Genomic DNA, 16,236 nt, shown 5'->3' with positions numbered 1-16,236 from the left:
GCCAGGGTATTACTTGGTGATACGGGTATGAGCATCTTCCAGTGCGGCTTTCACCGTCTGGCGGCCTGTGATGGCGTTGATCACGGCGCTACGCATCGCATACCAGAAGGTACTCATCTGCGGGATGTTTGGCATGATTTCGCCGTTTTGCGAGTTCTGCATGGTGGCGGCAATCTTCGGATCTTTTGCCAGCTGTTCCTGGAACGATTTCAGCGCCACGGCACCCAACGGTTTATCTTTGTTAACGTCAGCCAGGCCCTGATCGGTAATCAGGTAGTTCTCCAGGAACTCGGTCGCCAGTTCTTTGTTAGGGCTGGCGGCGTTGATGCCTGCGGTCAGCACGCCAACGAACGGCTTGGACGGTTTGCCCTGGAAGGTTGGCAGCAGCGTGACGCCATAGTTGATTTTGCTTTGCTCGATGTTGGTCCAGGCCCAAGGCCCGTTGATGGTCATCGCCGTCTGGCCCTTGTTGAAGGCGGCTTCTGCAATCGAGTAGTCGGTATCAGCGTTGATGTGCTTGTTTTTCACCAGATCGACGATGAACTGCAGGCCAGCCTGTGAACCGGCGTTGGCTACGCCCACGTCTTTGATGTTGTATTTGCCATCTTCAAACTTGAAGGCATAACCGCCATTGGCGGCAATAACTGGCCAGGTGAAGTAGGGTTCTTGCAGGTTCCACATGATGGCGCTTTTGCCTTTGGCGCGCAGCTCTTTATCCAGCGCCGGGATCTCTTCCCAGGTTTTTGGCGCTTCTTTGATCAGGTCTTTGTTATAAATCAGCGACAGGGCTTCCACCGCGATCGGGTAACCGATCAGCTTGCCGTCAAAGCGTACCGCATCCCAGGTGAACGGATAGATTTTTTCCTGGAAGGCTTTGGAAGGGTGGATTTCTGCCAACAGGCCCGATTGCGCGTAGCCCCCAAAACGGTCGTGAGCCCAGAAGATGATATCCGGGCCGTCACCGGTAGCGGCAACCTGCGGGAACTTCTCTTCCAGTTTGTCCGGGTGTTCGATGGTCACTTTGATGCCGGTGTCTTTCTCAAACTTTTTACCTACCTCGGCCAGGCCGTTATAGCCTTTATCGCCGTTGATCCAGATAACCAGTTTGCCTTCTTCTATTTTGGCGAAAGCGGAGGAGGAGAGCACCAGCGTCGTTAATGCTGAAAGCGCCAGCGTGCGTACGGTTGTTGTCATTGTGCGATTCATAAATCCAATCCTTCTGTGGGGACTGCGGTAAGGAGAGCGGTTACGCGCTAATAGTGGGTCACAACCCGCTGTGTTCTCATCCTCCCCCCGTCTACGCCCCATGCCTGAGTAGTGTGATCCAGCTAGCAAACCGCCCTATTCTGTGGTGTCGGACACTAAAAGGCAGGGCTATTTTTGCAAGGAAGATCACAGATTTGCCTTCTGCCGGGAACTTTCGCCGCGCATCGTCGTTCTCTCATCCTCCCATCTCCTCCCCCATGAAAAATCCTGTTACGGATGATTACCCCTCCTTGCCATTACCTCACTATTGGCAACATTGATTTTTACCGCCTAACGCTGCAGGAACCCTGACCTATGTCACCAGTGCGTACCGCTACTCACCCCACGTTGTACCGGATCCATCCGGTCAGTTTCCGCGATGGAAACGGCGATGGTGTGGGCGACGTACACGGCATGATGGCGGCGCTGCCCTATCTGAAAGCACTGGCGGTGGACGGGCTGTTATTGCCGCTGGCGTTATCGCCAGAGGCTGGAGCGGAAGTGGCCGGACACGGGCTGGCACTTTGGCACAGTGAAGGCACTCAGCGTATCTGCCGCAGTGCCGCTCCCGAACAGCACTATGCCCGCAGCGCGTTGGCGCTGGAAGTGGTGCCGTTCAGCTGCGAAAAGCTGGTGGAGGTATTACATACGCATCGTCACCAACTGGGCGAAAAAGTCTGGAGTACTGGCGAAATCGATCAGCCGCGGGTGGTCAGCCATTGGGGGCAAGGCGATCTGCGTTCTGCGCAGGCTTTCCTGACCCTGCTGGCATTGCTGCCCGCTCCTATCTGTTTGTATCAGGGCGAAGAATTGGGCTTGCCACACGCGGCGGATCTGCAAGAACCGCAGGGGGCACAAACCCCGATGCCTTGGCATGAAGCGCCGGAGCAGGTCACCGCAGGAGAGATCCACTGGTATCAACAGGTGGCGATAGAACACCGTGCGCTGGCCATCAGCCGCCAGCAACACGACCACCATTCAACCTTACGTTACTGCCAGGCCCTATTGGCCCTGCGTCAGCACCCGGTGATCCAATGTGGTGTTCTGAACCAGATCAGCCAGGAAAATGGCGTTATTCGCTTACTTATTACCCATCAGGATCAATGCCTTGAAGCGCTGATCAACCTACAGCCTTATACTCAGCCGGCCGCACCGGCTGAGGCGACCAAGCCTATGGCATGGCAGTACGGTGCGCAGCAAGAGGGTCATCAATGGGTCTTGGCGGGCTTCGGTTCCGCCATCTTCACACGAAATGTTAACTGCGAAAGCAGGGGAGTAACGCATGGCTAGCGTCACACTGCGCAGCGTTTATAAGGCCTTCGGCGAGGTCGTGATTTCCAAAGACGTCAATCTGACTATCGATGACGGCGAGTTTGTGGTGTTTGTCGGGCCATCCGGCTGCGGTAAATCAACGTTGCTGCGCATGATCGCCGGGCTGGAGGATATTACCTCTGGCGATCTGTTCATCGGCGAAAAACGGATGAATGAGGTGCCGCCTTCCGAGCGCGGTATCGGCATGGTGTTCCAGTCTTACGCGCTGTACCCACATCTGTCCGTGGCCGACAACATGTCATTTGGCCTGAAGCTGGCCGGGGCTAAAAAAGCGGAAATCAATCAGCGGGTTAATCAGGTGTCCGAAGTGCTGCAATTAGCGCATTTGCTGGACCGACGCCCAAAAGCCCTGTCCGGTGGACAGCGTCAGCGTGTGGCGATTGGCCGTACGCTGGTGGCTGAACCCGATGTATTCCTGCTGGACGAACCGCTTTCCAACCTGGATGCCGCACTGCGGGTGCAGATGCGCATTGAGATCTCACGTCTGCACAAGCGGCTGCAGCGCACCATGATTTACGTCACTCACGACCAGGTCGAAGCGATGACGCTGGCCGACAAAATCGTGGTGCTGGACGCCGGGCGTGTGGCCCAGATCGGTAAGCCGCTGGAACTCTATCACTACCCGGCCAACCGCTTTGTCGCGGGCTTTATCGGCTCGCCGAAAATGAATTTCCTGCCGGTGAAAGTGACCGGTGTGGAAGCGCTGCGGGTACAGATCGAACTGCCGATGCCTAATCGTCAATTGGTATGGCTGCCGGTTGAAGGGCAGGGCATTGAGGTGGGGACCAACCTGTCGTTGGGTATCCGCCCAGAACATCTGTTACCGAGTTCCGAATCTGAAGTGACATTGATGGGTGAAGTACAGGTGGTGGAGCAGCTCGGCAACGAGACGCAAATCCATATCCAAATTCCGGCAATTCGTCAAAACCTGGTTTACCGCCAGAACGACGTGGTGCTGGTAGAAGAAGGTGCAACATTCGCCATCGGCCTGCCGCCACACCGCTGCCACCTGTTCCGTGAGGATGGGACGGCGTGTAAACGGCTGCATCAGGAACCGGGTGTTTAAAGCATCAAGGTCTGTATAACAGGAGAATAATGATGACTACTCTGCGCAAACTTCCTCTGACTCTGGCTGTCGCCGCCGGTGTCTTATCCTCATCAGCGATGGCGGTGGATTTCCACGGCTACGCACGTTCCGGTATCGGTTGGACCGGGAGCGGCGGTGAGCAACAGTGTTTCCAGACCACCGGTGCCAGCAGTAAGTACCGTCTGGGTAACGAATGTGAAACCTATGCGGAACTGAAACTGGGCCAGGAAGTGTGGAAAGAGGGCGACAAGAGCTTCTACTTCGACACTAACGTGGCCTATTCCGTGTCGCAACAGTCTGACTGGGAATCTACCAGCCCGGCCTTCCGTGAAGTTAACGTGCAGGGTAAAAACCTGATTGACGCGTTGCCAGGTGCCAACATGTGGGCCGGTAAGCGCTTCTATCAACGTCATGACGTCCATATGATCGACTTCTACTACTGGGACATCTCAGGTCCTGGTGCCGGTCTGGAAAATATCGATCTGGGCTTCGGCAAGCTGTCTGCTGCCGTGACCCGTAACACCGAATCCGGTGGTTCCTTAGGCTATATCGACAATCAACGTGACGAGCGTCCAACCGTCAACGATACCTACGACCTGCGTTTGGCTGGCCTTGAGCTGAACCCGGGCGGTACGTTGGAACTGGGTGTGGATTATGGCCGTGCCAATGAGCAAGACGGTTACCACCTGGTCGACGGGGCAAGTAAAGACGGTTGGATGTTTACTGCGGAACATACCCAGAGCATCCTGGGCGGCTTCAACAAATTCACGGTGCAGTACGCTACCGATTCCATGACTGCGCAGAACAACGGCCGCAGCCAAGGGGCTTCCATTGATAACAACGGCAAGATGATCCGCGTGCTGGATCACGGTGCCATCGACTTCAACGATGATTGGGCAATGATGTACGTTGCCATGTATCAGGACGTTAACCGCGACAATGACAACGGCACCACCTGGTACACCGTGGGCGTACGCCCAATGTACAAATGGACGCCAATCATGAGCACCCTGATGGAAGTTGGCTACGACAACGTGAAGTCTCAACGTACTGGCGATCGTAACGGTCAATACAAAGTTACCCTGGCACAACAGTGGCAAGCGGGTAACAGCATCTGGTCACGTCCGGCGATCCGTGTCTTCGCGACCTACGCCAACTGGGATGAGAAGTGGGGCTACGCAAACAACGATTCCGGTGCGGGCTACAACGCAGGTACGGCTTATAACGATACCAGCATGCATACCTTCAGCCGTGGTAAAGACAGCGAAGTCACCTTCGGTGCCCAGATGGAAATCTGGTGGTAATACTGGCTTGACGGGAGGGCGTCTGCACGCCCTCCCTCTTACCGTTTAACCGGCAATAGTGCGCTTGCCTGCCCGCTGCCGGGATACACGCTTAAAGCGAGAGGGTAATAACAATGAAAAAAAATCTACTGTCACTCTGCCTGTCTCTGGCGTTGACCGTCGGCGCACCGCTGGCGACCTATGCCGATACTCCGGCCAACGTTTCTGTCGCACCGGCCATCAGTGCCGCCACCCTGCAAAGTTTGCCTTGGCAGCCCTTGGTACCGCCGGTGACCCAGGATGTCCAACTCAATACCGTCAGCCCACAGATCAACCAGGGCCAGATCCAGGGGGCCGTTGCCGCATTTGCGCTGCCGGCCGATCGGGGATCGCTGGAAATCCAACTGAGCAGTCTGGCCAATAAAAACTCAATCTATGCCCCAAGCGTATTGGTGCTGGATGAACATATGCGCCCGGCGGCCTATTATCCGAGCAGCTATTTCGCTTACCAGCCACCGGGCGTGATGTCCGCCGATCGGCTGGAGGGCACGTTGAAACTGACCCCTGCGCTGGGGCAAAAACAGATTTATCTGTTGGTGTACACCACCCAGCAGGATCTGGCTAAAACCACCATCCTGACCAACCCGGCCAAAGCCTACGCCCAAGGGGTGGGTAACGCGGTACCGGACATCCCGGATCCGATCGCCAGCCACAGCACCAGCGGCACGTTGAAGCTGAAGGTGACAGCAGAACAAGGGGCCAGCAACATCATGATTGGCATGCTGCAATCGGCTCCGGCAACGCCTCCGGTCGTGGTGGGTGCCACCGCTCCGGCAGTTGCGGCACCAGCACCGGTTGCCACCGCACCGGCAGAGCCGATGCTCAATGATACCGAGGCTTACTTCAATAACGGCATCAAACAGGCGGTCAAGGCGGGGGATATTGATAAGGCGCTGAAACTGATGAATGAGGCCGAAAAACTGGGTTCCACCACCGCTCGTGAAACGTTTATTGGCAGCGTGAAAGGCAAGGGGTAATCCCCCACGCTACTGATGCTGGCTTGATGATTGGTGCGCTTTGGCGCACCTTTTTTCATCTGCAAGTCACTTACATCCAGCAGGCGGGGGCTTTCTTGCTCAAGCTTGGCGCCAACAGCGCGAACGCCCTCGCGTTATGATATCTTCCACTACGGCAGCCTGCCGTTTTACCCCCTGATAATGGGGGGCGCGTTACGTCACGAATCTGCCTGCCGCTTTTGCATTTCTGCGTTACAATGGATTTCTGTTAACAGTTTGTATGGCTTGGCGCGGCACGCAGCCTCTGGCCTGGAGTAGCAAAATGTCTGGCAATAGGGATCCCATCCTGCCGCCTATTGAGTGGCTGTCTGAACATTCCTCAATACCTGCCGCCGTTAGCGATTGGCTGATGGAGTTAGGTTCCATGACCCGCCGTTTTGAGCGCCACTGTGGCCGCGTGCAGGTAGAGCCTCAGCGTGAATGCTTCATCACTCGTGACCAGCTTGCCGAAGAGGCAGTTCATCTGCCACATAGCGAGCGCTATTGGCTGCGTGAGATCGTCTTACTGGGTGACGGCGAGCCTTGGCTGCTGGGGCGTACGGTGATCCCACAGGAAACACTGACCGGGCCGGATCTGGCGTTGGTCGATCTGGGGACGTTGCCACTGGGCCGTTATCTGTTCAGCAGTGAAAGCCTGACTCGTGATTATATCCATGTTGGCCAGCAGAAGGATCTGTGGGCGCGGCGTTCTCGTCTTCGTCTGGCGGGAAAACCATTATTACTGACGGAACTGTTTCTACCGGCCTCTCCACTGTATGCGGTGGAAAAGGGCACTCCGGCATAATTAGGGGAGAAAGAACTTTGGAAGGGAGCGTGATTCAAAGCAAATGGCAGGCCTATTGCCATCTGATGCGTATCGATAAGCCGATTGGCACGCTATTGTTGCTGTGGCCTACCTTGTGGGCATTGTGGTTGGCAGGGGGGGGAGTTCCCTCGCCGTCGGTATTGCTGGTGTTTGTGCTCGGCGTTTTCCTGATGCGTGCTGCGGGTTGCGTGGTAAATGACTATGCCGATCGCGCTTTCGATGGGCATGTGAAACGCACCGCTGGCCGCCCGATGCCGAGCGGCCGCGTCAGCGAAAAAGAGGCCAAGATCCTGTTTGTCTCGCTGGTGCTGGTTTCCTTTGCGCTGGTGTTGACGTTGAACGCGATGACCATCTGGCTGTCGCTAGCGGCTCTGGCGCTGGCCTGGGTTTACCCGTTTATGAAGCGGGTGACCAATCTGCCACAGGTGGTGCTGGGGGCGGCGTTTGGCTGGTCGATCCCGATGGCCTATGCTGCTGTCAGCGAGTCGCTGCCACTGAGCTGCTGGCTGCTGTTTCTGGCCAATATCTGCTGGACGGTGGCTTACGATACCCTGTATGCCATGGTCGATCGTGATGACGATTTGAAGATTGGGATCAAGTCCACCGCGGTGCTGTTTGGCCGCCATGACAAGCTGATCGTCGGGTTGTTGCAGTTTGCTACGCTGTTGCTGATGCTGTGGGTGGGTTATCTAGTGCAACTGGGAGGCGCGTTTTACTGGTCGCTGTTGCTGGCGGGAGCGCTGTTTATCCATCAGCAAAAGCAGGTGGCTGGCCGCGAGCGCGATGCCTGCTTCCGTGCCTTCCTGAATAACAACTACGTTGGTTTGGTGTTGTTCATCGGTATTGCGCTTAGCTACGTTTGATTTGCTCAATGCAGAAAGTAAAAAGGCATCCATTATCGGATGCCTTTTTCGTGGTAACCGACCAGCAGGTTACTCGTCTTCTTTTACCACTTCCGCCGCTAGCGCTGGGGTATTGGTTTCTTCCGGCATGCTGACGCTTTCGATGGTCAGTTTGATTTCCGGGGTGATCAGATCGCTCAACATGGTGTAAACCTCCATGGTGTGCTCGCGGATCGCATCGCCAATATCATTGATAAAGCCTTCTTCACGCAGCGTCGCCACCAGGGTGGAGAACACCGCCTTATCGAAGAACTCCGGCGCGTTGATGCCGTGCAGCACCGACAAACGCTGGGCCATAATGCGGCTCTCTTTCTCCAGGGCACCCCGGTTGATACTTGGGTTGGCGCTGAGGATCGACATGGTGATGGCATAGCGTTGCAGGGTTTCACGAACCCCGGCGGCCAGCAGCTGTAACGGACGGATGCGCGCAGGATTCAGCACCAGTTCATCGCCTTTGCTACAAATCAGTTGCTGACGTATCAGCTCTTCGATCAGCGGTTGCAGCACTTCGGCTAGCTGTTCTTTGTCGTAGCGCAGGAACAGCTCTGCCTTCAGCATCGGATAGATCAGGCTGACCTGACGCAACAGCTCAACGCGCGACACGCGGCGGTGATGCATCACGATAGAGGCGATCAGCGAAGGCAGTACCAGCATATGATGGATATTGTTGCGATAGTACGTCATCAGCACCGCCTGCTCGCGCGGTAGAATGATGATGTCGCCGATGTTGTCCTTCTCCACTTCAAACTTGTTCATGTTTAAAGCGTGATCCAGCAACTGGTCTGGCGTTTGTGTTGGTACGGTGGCGTCCGGTGCATACGGCACGTTACGCATTAACTGTAAGTAGCATTCCAACTGCTCAAGCAACTGCTCACGGGTCAGCGAACGTTGGCGTGAGGCCAGCAGCGCGGTGGAACACAGGTTCATGGCGTTGGCGGCGGCAGCGTTGTTGATACGCACCATGATCTGAGCGGCCAGATCGTTGACCGCAGGCGTCAGCCAGCTTGGGCGCTGTGCTTCGATCGGGTCGATAGACTCACGCCAATGCGGGACGTTGTGGTTCAGGTACGTAGTCAACGGCAGCGGTTCGCCAAAGTTCACGTAACCCTGGCCGAGGTTGCGTAGCTTGCGCAAGCCGCGCACCATTTGCAGCAGGCTCTCTTTCTCTTTGGTCGCACCACGCAGCTCTTTGGCGTAAGTACCTACTTCCATCACGTGCTCGTAACCGATATAAATCGGCACCAGGGTGATTGGACGAGTGCCGCCGCGCAGCATAGCCTGAATGGTCATCGACAGGGTGCCGGTTTTCGGTTCCAGCAGGCGGCCGGTACGGGAGCGCCCGCCTTCAACAAAGTATTCTACTGAGTAACCACGGGTGAACAGCTCACCGAGGTATTCACGAAATACGGTTGAATAGAGTTTGTTGCCCTTGAAGGTGCGGCGGATAAAGAACGCGCCCAGACGGCGGAATATCGGCCCGGCAGGCCAGAAGTTCAGGTTAATACCCGCTGCGATATGCGGTGGCACCAGCCCTTGATGGTAGAGCACGTAGGACAGCAGCAGATAGTCCATATGGCTGCGATGACACGGCACATAGACGATCTCGTGGCCATCCTGCGCCAACTGACGCACACGTTCGGCGTTGGTGACGTTGATGCCCTGATACAGGCGGTTCCAGGTCCAGCTCAACACGCGGTCGGACAGGCGCACCGTTTCATACGAGAAATCGGCAGCAATCTCTTCCATCAGCGCAATCGCGTTCTGCTGGGCCTTTTCGTGGGAGATCTTTTTGCTGCGCGCTTCGTCTTCGATCGCTTTTTCAATCGCCTTGGAGGCCAGCAGCTTGTTGAACAGATCCTGGCGGGCAGGCAGGCTTGGCCCAACGGCAGCCAGGCGCTGGCGTGCGAAGTGCATGCGTGCGACACGGGCAAGTTTTTGCGCGATGGTTTTATCGGTGCCGTGCTCGGTTGCCATCCGGCGTAGTGACACGGTGTTGGAGAAACGGACAAAGCTGTCGCGCCCCAGCCACAGTACGGCGAAGAACTTCTGTACACCGTTCAGCAGGCGCAGGTGCGGCGTGCCGTGGCCTTCGCGCCCAGGGGAACGGCCAAACATCACCGATACCGGCAACATCTGAATATCGAGATCCGGGTTGCTGCGGTGCAGATCCAGATAATCGTGGAACAGTTTTACCGATTCTTCTTTGGGGGTGTAATAGCGGAATACGCGTGGGCCATCGTGGATAAACACGTAGCTTGGCAGCACGGTGCCATCGATTTCCAACGGGTTAAGGGGATCGGGCAGATCTTGCGCCAGACACTGGGTGCGCAAGGTGAGTAAATCCGCCTTGGAATTATAAGGTAAAACATACAAAATCGGTCGTGAGGGATCCAACCCTAACTCCGTGACCGGATCTGAAGGGATAACCTTACTTCTTACCAACATTTTTAGTGGTAAGTTCAATATCTTATAATAGATTTTACGCCAACCTGACATGACAACGTGAAGCCTCTTGTTAGCAATTCGCCGCAAGCATACCAGAAACCGGGTAGCAGATCTGTGGCGTTGGGAAATCCACGACCGTTCACGGCCATGGAAGTACATAGTTGAATTATACCTGATGGATATCAAATTGACCGCTCTAGCGCATTCATGCTCTCGCGGCATTGGTATGACATAGCTAGGTGATTAAGGTATTCCAACCTTGCTGTATACTGCGCTGCGATAAAAATGTGATTGGGCTGGCAAATCTGTCTGGAACGTTGCGGCTGGCGACATGCGGGTACATGATTCATCTTGGAGAAAGGCGTTCTTAACTATGGCAAATCAAGCAACTGGCCTGACGCGTATCATTAAAGCAGCAGGCTATTCCTATAAAGGTTTAACCGCCGCCTGGCAGAACGAAGCCGCCTTCCGCCAGGAACTGGTGGCGACGGTAGTGGCTATCATCGTGGCGGTTTGGCTGGACGTGGGGGCGATCGCGCGCATCTTGTTGATCGGCTCGGTGCTGTTGGTGATGATTGTCGAAATCCTCAACAGCGCGATTGAGGCCGTTGTCGATCGCGTGGGTACGGAATATCACGAGCTTTCCGGGCGGGCCAAGGATATGGGCTCGGCGGCGGTATCGCTGGCAATCATTCTGGCACTGTTCGTTTGGGCTTCGGTACTTTGGCAGCATTTGGCGTGAAAACCTGCGGGTATCGTTGCGATCCCGCTCGCTACCTGCTGATTTTTATTTATTCTTCGGTTCCCAATCCAGACTTAGCTGTATATACTCACAGCAAGACTGTATAAACAAACAGGGGGCGGAATGAAAGCACTAACTACCAGACAGCAAGAGGTCTACGACCTGATTCGCGATCATATTTCGCAAACGGGCATGCCACCGACGCGTGCCGAGATCGCAATGCGCCTGGGGTTCCGCTCACCAAATGCTGCAGAAGAGCACTTGAAGGCGCTGGCTCGCAAAGGCGTCATCGAGATCATCTCCGGCGCATCACGCGGTATCCGCCTGCTGATGGAAGATGAAGAGGGGTTACCTCTGGTGGGCCGTGTGGCTGCCGGTGAACCTCTGTTGGCTCAGCAGCACATTGAAGGGCACTATAAGGTGGATCCTTCTCTGTTCAAGCCTAATGCCGATTTCCTGCTGCGCGTTAGCGGCATGTCGATGCGCGATATCGGTATCCTGGATGGCGATCTGCTGGCGGTACATAAGACTCAAGACGTGCGCAACGGCCAGGTTGTCGTCGCCCGTATTGAAGACGAGGTCACGGTCAAGCGCCTGAAGAAACACGGTAACGTCGTCGAACTGCTGCCAGAAAACAGCGAATTCCAACCGATTGTGGTCGATCTGCGTCAGCAGAACTTCACCATCGAAGGCCTGGCGGTGGGTGTGATCCGCAACGGCGACTGGATCTAACCGCTTTACCACGTATTACAGCCCTTTAAAACGGCCAACCTCGCCCCAACTCTGGGGCGATGTCATTTCTAAGCTACGCTAAAATCCATGTTTGTACGGGAACATATCGCCATGCGCCTGCTTTCTGCCTTCACCAGTGACACCGACAAAGCTCTGTGGCGCCTGGCGTTGCCGATGATCTTCTCCAATATTACCGTGCCCCTGCTTGGCCTGGTGGATACCGCCGTTATCGGCCATCTCGATAGCCCTAGCTACCTTGGCGGGGTCGCGGTGGGGTCAATGGCCACCAGCTTCCTGTTTATGTTGTTGCTGTTCCTGCGTATGAGCACCACCGGGCTGACTGCGCAGGCGCTGGGGGCGCAAGATCCCTACCGGCTGGCTCGCGCCTTTATGCAGCCGTTATTGTTGGCGCTGGTGGCCGGGCTGGCAATTGTGCTGTTGCGAGCCCCATTGATCACCTTGGCGCTGAACATTGTGGGGGGCGATCGGGAAGTATTGGTACAGGCCAGGCTATTTTTGGAGATCCGCTGGCTCAGCGCTCCGGCGGCATTGGCCAATATGGTGCTGCTCGGCTGGTTGCTGGGAGTTCAGTACGTGCGGGCGCCGGTGATCTTGCTGATCGTCGGTAACCTGCTGAACATCGTGCTGGATATCTGGCTGGTGATGGGGCTGGGTTGGAACGTGCAGGGGGCCGCGGCTGCCACGGTGATTGCGGAGTACTCCACGCTGCTGCTAGGTTTGTGGTTAGCATGGCGGGTACTACGCATGCGGGGGATTTCGCTGGCGATGCTGCGTACCGCCTGGCGTGGGGATCTGCGCCGCCTGCTGGCACTTAACCGCGACATTATGCTGCGCTCGTTATTACTGCAACTGTGTTTCGCCTCGTTAACCATTCTGGGAGCCCGTATGGGCGGAGAAGTGGTGGCGGTGAATGCGGTGCTGATGAATTTACTGACCTTTACCGCCTACGCGCTGGATGGTTTTGCCTACGCAGTGGAAGCCCATTCCGGCCACGCCTATGGTGCGCGGGACGGGCGGCAACTGCATAAAGTATGGCGTGCAGCCTGTCGGCAGGCTTGCCTGGTTGCCTGTGGTTTTGCCGTTATTTATCTGTTTGCCGGGCAGCAGATCGTGGCGGGCTTAACCTCGCTGCCGGAATTGCGTGCGCTGGCAAATCATTATCTGCCTTGGCAAGTAGTGCTGCCCCTGGTGGGGGTTTGGTGCTACCTGCTGGATGGCATGTTTATCGGCGCCACCCGTGGCGCAGAAATGCGTAACAGCATGGCGGTAGCCGCAGTGGGCTACGGGCTGACGTTGTTCACCCTGCCGGTATTGGGCAACCACGGTTTATGGCTGGCTCTGGCGGTATTCCTGGCACTGCGCGGGGCGGCTTTGGGCTGGGTATGGCATCGTCATAGCGTGCAGGGCACCTGGTTTTCATCCCCCCATTAGCGATGGATAGGCCAGGCTCGTTGATGAGATGGGATGATTTTTCACATTTAGTTACATGTGCTCGGGGCTGTTTTAGTTCGCTTGCTTACTGTTTTAATGGCGTTTTTTGCTATTAAGACTTTTCCTAACCCTATTTCATGCTGCTTTTCGAGCACTTTTCGTGATGGGTGACTATAGTTAATCACGTGGCTGGCGAATTAAGCCCGCGCTTAATTGGCAACGGACGCATTAGATAACCTTAAATTTGACTCAGTTAAGTCCAGCCAGATTTATCTAAAACTGACAACCAAGAGTAACGGAGAGATTATGAACAAAGATCAAGCCGACGGTAACTGGAAGCAGTTTAAAGGTAAAGTGAAGGAAAAATGGGGCAAGCTGACCGATGACGATATCACCGTGATCGAAGGGAAACGCGAACAGCTGGTCGGTAAAATCCAGGAACGCTATGGCTACCAGAAAGAGGCAGCCGAAAAAGAAGTCAAAGCCTGGGAAGAACACAGCAAGTATCGTTGGTAGCGCGATGAGCCGCTGAGTATTGCGGCGCTACGACACCATCCGGCCTGGCAGATTTCCCCCCTGCCACGGCCACGGGAACAAGGATGTACCCGCTCCCTCCTGCAATCCAATCCGCTTATTTTTTCTTTACCACAATGCTGTGGTCATGATCGCAATCGTGTTGGTTCTCACAATTTTCTACCACCACACAGCCAGAACACAGACCGTGGGCTTCCACTACGCTGTGGCGCAGCACAAATCCTGATTCTTGAGCCAGTTTCTGCAAGGTTTCTTCTACCCCTTCGGTAGTACGCTCCGTGACCTGTCCGCAGCGATCGCAGATAAACAGGGCAGAGGTATGCATAGGTTGTTCGAAGTGGTGGCACAGCACATAGCTGTTTGCCGATTCAACGCGGTGGATAAACCCCTGTTCCAGCAAGAAATCCAGTGCACGATAGACGGTAGGTGGTTTGGCCTGCGGCTCTGCCACACGCAGTAAATCCAGCAAATCGTAAGCGCTGATGGCGCCGGGTTGCTCAGCCATCAGGCGTAACACTTCCAGCCGTTGCGGGGTCAGTCGCACGTTGCGTTGCTGACAGAGTTGTTCAGCCTGCGCGAGCAGCTTTTCCTGGTTGGTTGAGTTCATGGCAAGTATCCGGCTATGCAAAGAAGCCGATTTTATCATGTTTCAACGCAATCGCCGAGGGTTGCCCCGCTTTCCCTGGATAACGCGGCTAATAGGGCGATTTTCCGCAGCAAGACTAGGCAGAATGAGATGCGGGTCACGGTTTGCCGCTTTATGTCATAGGTTCCACTCGGGCACGGCGGTATAACCCATATGGAGCCAAACCTTTCAGGAGCCTGGGATGTCAGAAAGAGAGAAATTGCTGCGCGGCGAGGTCTATAACAGCCGTGATGATGAGCTGATTGCCATGTACCATCGGGCGCGGAGCCTGACTAAACAGCTCGCAGCGTTGGATTCACATCAGTCTGAAGAGAAACAGCGACTGTTGCGTGAGCTGCTTGCGGCCTGGGGGGATGACAGCTGGATTGAATTACCGTTCTGGTGCGACTACGGGCAGCATATCAGCATTGGCAGGAACTGTTTTATCAACGTCAATGCGGTGTTTCTTGACTGCAACACCATCACCATTGGCGATAACACGCTGATTGGCCCGAACGTGCAAATCTACACGCCAAGCCACCCTCTCAAGGCCAGTGAGCGGTTTACCGGCAATGCCGATTTTCCGTTCCATACCTCAGCCAGGCCGGTGGTGATTGGCAGTAACGTCTGGATTGGCGGCAACGTGGTGATCCTGCCTGGAGTCACCATTGGTGATGGCACCACCATCGGCGCGGGCAGCGTGGTGACCGAGGATATTCCAGCTAACGTGTTGGCGCTTGGGCAGCCGTGCCGGGTGATCCGACAATTGGAATAGGGCCGTGTGAAAACGTTACCGCTCTGAGATCCTAATCAGGATGAACGACGATTTTCCCAAGAGCGTCGATTGTCGTTATAATAGCCGTTTGCGGCATCGGCACAGCGCGTCGGTTGTCGAGTCCCGGACTTATCAGGTAGCCAGTAACTCAGCATGACGAAAGATATTAACAACACCCAATACGCCGCCAATCGTTTCTCCATTGCTCCTATGTTGGACTGGACCGATCGCCATTGCCGTTACTTCCATCGCCTGCTGAGCAAGGAAACGCTGCTGTACACCGAAATGGTGACCACCGGTGCGATCATCCACGGTAAAGGTGACTACCTGGCATACAGCGAGGAAGAGCATCCTGTGGCATTGCAGCTGGGGGGCAGCGATCCGGCTGCATTGGCGCACTGTGCCAAACTGGCGGAACAGCGTGGCTATGACGAGATCAACCTCAATGTCGGTTGCCCGTCGGATCGAGTACAGAACGGCATGTTTGGTGCTTGTCTGATGGGGCAGGCGACCTTGGTGGCCGACTGTATCAAGGCGATGCGCGACGTGGTGTCGATCCCGGTGACGGTAAAAACCCGTATTGGCATCGATGACCAGGACAGCTATGAGTTCCTGTGCGATTTTATCTCTACCGTTGCTGGGCGCGGGGAATGCGATATGTTCACCATTCATGCCCGTAAAGCCTGGCTTTCTGGCCTGAGCCCGAAAGAAAACCGCGAAGTCCCTCCGTTGGACTATCCGCGCGTTTATCAGTTGAAACGTGACTTCCCGGCGCTGACCATTGCGATCAACGGCGGCGTGAAAACGCTGGAAGAGGCCCAACAGCATCTGCAACATCTGGACGGTGTGATGGTGGGGCGCGAGGCGTACCAAAATCCAGGCATTCTAGCGCGGGTAGACAGCGAGATTTTCGGCCGCCAGAGCGAGGTGATGGACAGCGTGGCGATTATCGAATCGCTGTATCCGTATATCGAGCGCGAGCTAGCGAACGGCACCTATCTGGGCCACATCACTCGCCATATTCTCGGTTTGTTCCAGGGGATCCCTGGCGCGCGGCAGTGGCGCCGTCATCTGAGTGAAAATGCCCATAAGCCAGGAGCTGATGTGCGCACCGTCGAACAGGCTTTGGCTCTGGTGCGTTCACCGCGTACTGAAATGGCATAATCGACAAAAAACTTGACTAAAAGTTGGTTTTTTTGAC

The 16,236-nt window shown here is 55.5% G+C and carries 15 protein-coding genes; 12 read left to right on the top strand and 3 right to left on the bottom strand.

Annotated features, from left to right (window positions below; genetic code table 11):
* Positions 1–9 precede the first annotated feature (9 nt).
* The gene (gene malE / locus JHD74_RS10550) at positions 10–1,206 is read right to left on the bottom strand and encodes a maltose/maltodextrin ABC transporter substrate-binding protein MalE (protein WP_024528018.1); all 1,197 of its coding nucleotides are present in this window, start codon (positions 1,204–1,206) and stop codon (positions 10–12) included.
* Between the two features lie 354 nt (positions 1,207–1,560).
* On the opposite strand from malE, the gene JHD74_RS10545 reads away from it, so the two are divergent.
* The 6 genes from JHD74_RS10545 to ubiA all read left to right on the top strand — a co-directional run bounded on the left by JHD74_RS10545 (position 1,561) and on the right by ubiA (position 7,691).
* Entirely contained in the window at positions 1,561–2,535 is a 975-nt protein-coding gene (locus JHD74_RS10545; RefSeq protein WP_199062685.1) for an alpha-amylase family glycosyl hydrolase, read from the top strand.
* The gene (malK, locus tag JHD74_RS10540; RefSeq protein ID WP_024528016.1) at positions 2,528–3,643 is read left to right on the top strand and encodes a maltose/maltodextrin ABC transporter ATP-binding protein MalK; all 1,116 of its coding nucleotides are present in this window, start codon (positions 2,528–2,530) and stop codon (positions 3,641–3,643) included. Before JHD74_RS10545 ends, malK begins: the two co-directional genes overlap by 8 nt.
* A 29-nt stretch (positions 3,644–3,672) precedes the next feature.
* Positions 3,673–4,968, top strand: coding sequence for a maltoporin (locus JHD74_RS10535; RefSeq protein WP_199062684.1), 1,296 nt, complete (start codon positions 3,673–3,675; stop codon positions 4,966–4,968).
* Between the two features lie 113 nt (positions 4,969–5,081).
* Positions 5,082–5,984, top strand: coding sequence for a maltose operon protein MalM (gene malM / locus JHD74_RS10530; protein ID WP_024528014.1), 903 nt, complete (start codon positions 5,082–5,084; stop codon positions 5,982–5,984).
* A 301-nt stretch (positions 5,985–6,285) separates the two neighbouring features.
* Positions 6,286–6,807 (top strand): chorismate lyase, encoded by a 522-nt coding sequence (gene ubiC / locus JHD74_RS10525; RefSeq protein WP_024483987.1) that lies wholly within the window; start codon positions 6,286–6,288, stop codon positions 6,805–6,807.
* Positions 6,808–6,824: 17 nt separating this feature from the next.
* Positions 6,825–7,691, top strand: a complete 867-nt coding sequence (gene ubiA, locus JHD74_RS10520) for a 4-hydroxybenzoate octaprenyltransferase (protein ID WP_024528013.1) — start codon at positions 6,825–6,827, stop codon at positions 7,689–7,691.
* Positions 7,692–7,760: 69 nt separating this feature from the next.
* Here ubiA and plsB read toward each other — a convergent pair whose 3' ends face one another.
* Entirely contained in the window at positions 7,761–10,226 is a 2,466-nt protein-coding gene (gene plsB / locus JHD74_RS10515; RefSeq protein ID WP_199062683.1) for a glycerol-3-phosphate 1-O-acyltransferase PlsB, read from the bottom strand.
* Between the two features lie 322 nt (positions 10,227–10,548).
* Here plsB and JHD74_RS10510 point away from each other — a divergent pair, with 322 nt between their 5' ends.
* From JHD74_RS10510 to JHD74_RS10495, 4 genes are all read left to right on the top strand, one after another.
* A complete protein-coding gene (locus JHD74_RS10510) occupies positions 10,549–10,917 on the top strand; it encodes a diacylglycerol kinase (RefSeq protein WP_021180816.1) in 369 nt (122 codons plus the stop codon).
* 123 nt (positions 10,918–11,040) lie between these two features.
* On the top strand, positions 11,041–11,649 hold the full coding sequence (gene lexA, locus JHD74_RS10505) for a transcriptional repressor LexA (protein ID WP_021180815.1): 609 nt from the start codon (positions 11,041–11,043) through the stop codon (positions 11,647–11,649).
* A gap of 111 nt (positions 11,650–11,760) precedes the next feature.
* A complete protein-coding gene (gene dinF / locus JHD74_RS10500; protein ID WP_065684846.1) occupies positions 11,761–13,101 on the top strand; it encodes an MATE family efflux transporter DinF in 1,341 nt (446 codons plus the stop codon).
* A gap of 306 nt (positions 13,102–13,407) precedes the next feature.
* The gene (locus JHD74_RS10495; protein WP_024483982.1) at positions 13,408–13,617 is read left to right on the top strand and encodes a CsbD family protein; all 210 of its coding nucleotides are present in this window, start codon (positions 13,408–13,410) and stop codon (positions 13,615–13,617) included.
* 115 nt (positions 13,618–13,732) lie between these two features.
* Here JHD74_RS10495 and zur read toward each other — a convergent pair whose 3' ends face one another.
* On the bottom strand, positions 13,733–14,242 hold the full coding sequence (gene zur, locus JHD74_RS10490; RefSeq protein ID WP_065684847.1) for a zinc uptake transcriptional repressor Zur: 510 nt from the start codon (positions 14,240–14,242) through the stop codon (positions 13,733–13,735).
* Between the two features lie 220 nt (positions 14,243–14,462).
* Here zur and JHD74_RS10485 point away from each other — a divergent pair, with 220 nt between their 5' ends.
* Together JHD74_RS10485 and dusA are read left to right on the top strand one after the other, a co-directional pair.
* Positions 14,463–15,035, top strand: a complete 573-nt coding sequence (locus tag JHD74_RS10485) for a sugar O-acetyltransferase (protein ID WP_024528009.1) — start codon at positions 14,463–14,465, stop codon at positions 15,033–15,035.
* Between the two features lie 153 nt (positions 15,036–15,188).
* The gene (gene dusA, locus JHD74_RS10480) at positions 15,189–16,199 is read left to right on the top strand and encodes a tRNA dihydrouridine(20/20a) synthase DusA (protein ID WP_199062682.1); all 1,011 of its coding nucleotides are present in this window, start codon (positions 15,189–15,191) and stop codon (positions 16,197–16,199) included.
* Positions 16,200–16,236 lie beyond the last annotated feature (37 nt).

The organism is Serratia sp. ASV30, from assembly GCF_016428815.1.
Classification (GTDB): domain Bacteria; phylum Pseudomonadota; class Gammaproteobacteria; order Enterobacterales; family Enterobacteriaceae; genus Chania; species Chania fonticola_C.
The sequence above is the reverse complement of the archived record's forward strand: the minus strand, read 5'-3'. Positions and strand labels throughout refer to the sequence as shown.

What these genes read in the sequence shown, in the direction of transcription:
- malE (WP_024528018.1), bottom strand. Translation starts at nt 1,206, where the DNA reads ATGAATCGCACAATGACAACAACCGTACGCACGCTGGCGCTTTCAGCA.
- JHD74_RS10545 (WP_199062685.1), top strand. Translation starts at nt 1,561, where the DNA reads ATGTCACCAGTGCGTACCGCTACTCACCCCACGTTGTACCGGATCCAT.
- malK (WP_024528016.1), top strand. Translation starts at nt 2,528, where the DNA reads ATGGCTAGCGTCACACTGCGCAGCGTTTATAAGGCCTTCGGCGAGGTC.
- JHD74_RS10535 (WP_199062684.1), top strand. Translation starts at nt 3,673, where the DNA reads ATGATGACTACTCTGCGCAAACTTCCTCTGACTCTGGCTGTCGCCGCC.
- malM (WP_024528014.1), top strand. Translation starts at nt 5,082, where the DNA reads ATGAAAAAAAATCTACTGTCACTCTGCCTGTCTCTGGCGTTGACCGTC.
- ubiC (WP_024483987.1), top strand. Translation starts at nt 6,286, where the DNA reads ATGTCTGGCAATAGGGATCCCATCCTGCCGCCTATTGAGTGGCTGTCT.
- plsB (WP_199062683.1), bottom strand. Translation starts at nt 10,226, where the DNA reads ATGTCAGGTTGGCGTAAAATCTATTATAAGATATTGAACTTACCACTA.
- JHD74_RS10510 (WP_021180816.1), top strand. Translation starts at nt 10,549, where the DNA reads ATGGCAAATCAAGCAACTGGCCTGACGCGTATCATTAAAGCAGCAGGC.
- lexA (WP_021180815.1), top strand. Translation starts at nt 11,041, where the DNA reads ATGAAAGCACTAACTACCAGACAGCAAGAGGTCTACGACCTGATTCGC.
- dinF (WP_065684846.1), top strand. Translation starts at nt 11,761, where the DNA reads ATGCGCCTGCTTTCTGCCTTCACCAGTGACACCGACAAAGCTCTGTGG.
- JHD74_RS10495 (WP_024483982.1), top strand. Translation starts at nt 13,408, where the DNA reads ATGAACAAAGATCAAGCCGACGGTAACTGGAAGCAGTTTAAAGGTAAA.
- zur (WP_065684847.1), bottom strand. Translation starts at nt 14,242, where the DNA reads ATGAACTCAACCAACCAGGAAAAGCTGCTCGCGCAGGCTGAACAACTC.
- JHD74_RS10485 (WP_024528009.1), top strand. Translation starts at nt 14,463, where the DNA reads ATGTCAGAAAGAGAGAAATTGCTGCGCGGCGAGGTCTATAACAGCCGT.
- dusA (WP_199062682.1), top strand. Translation starts at nt 15,189, where the DNA reads ATGACGAAAGATATTAACAACACCCAATACGCCGCCAATCGTTTCTCC.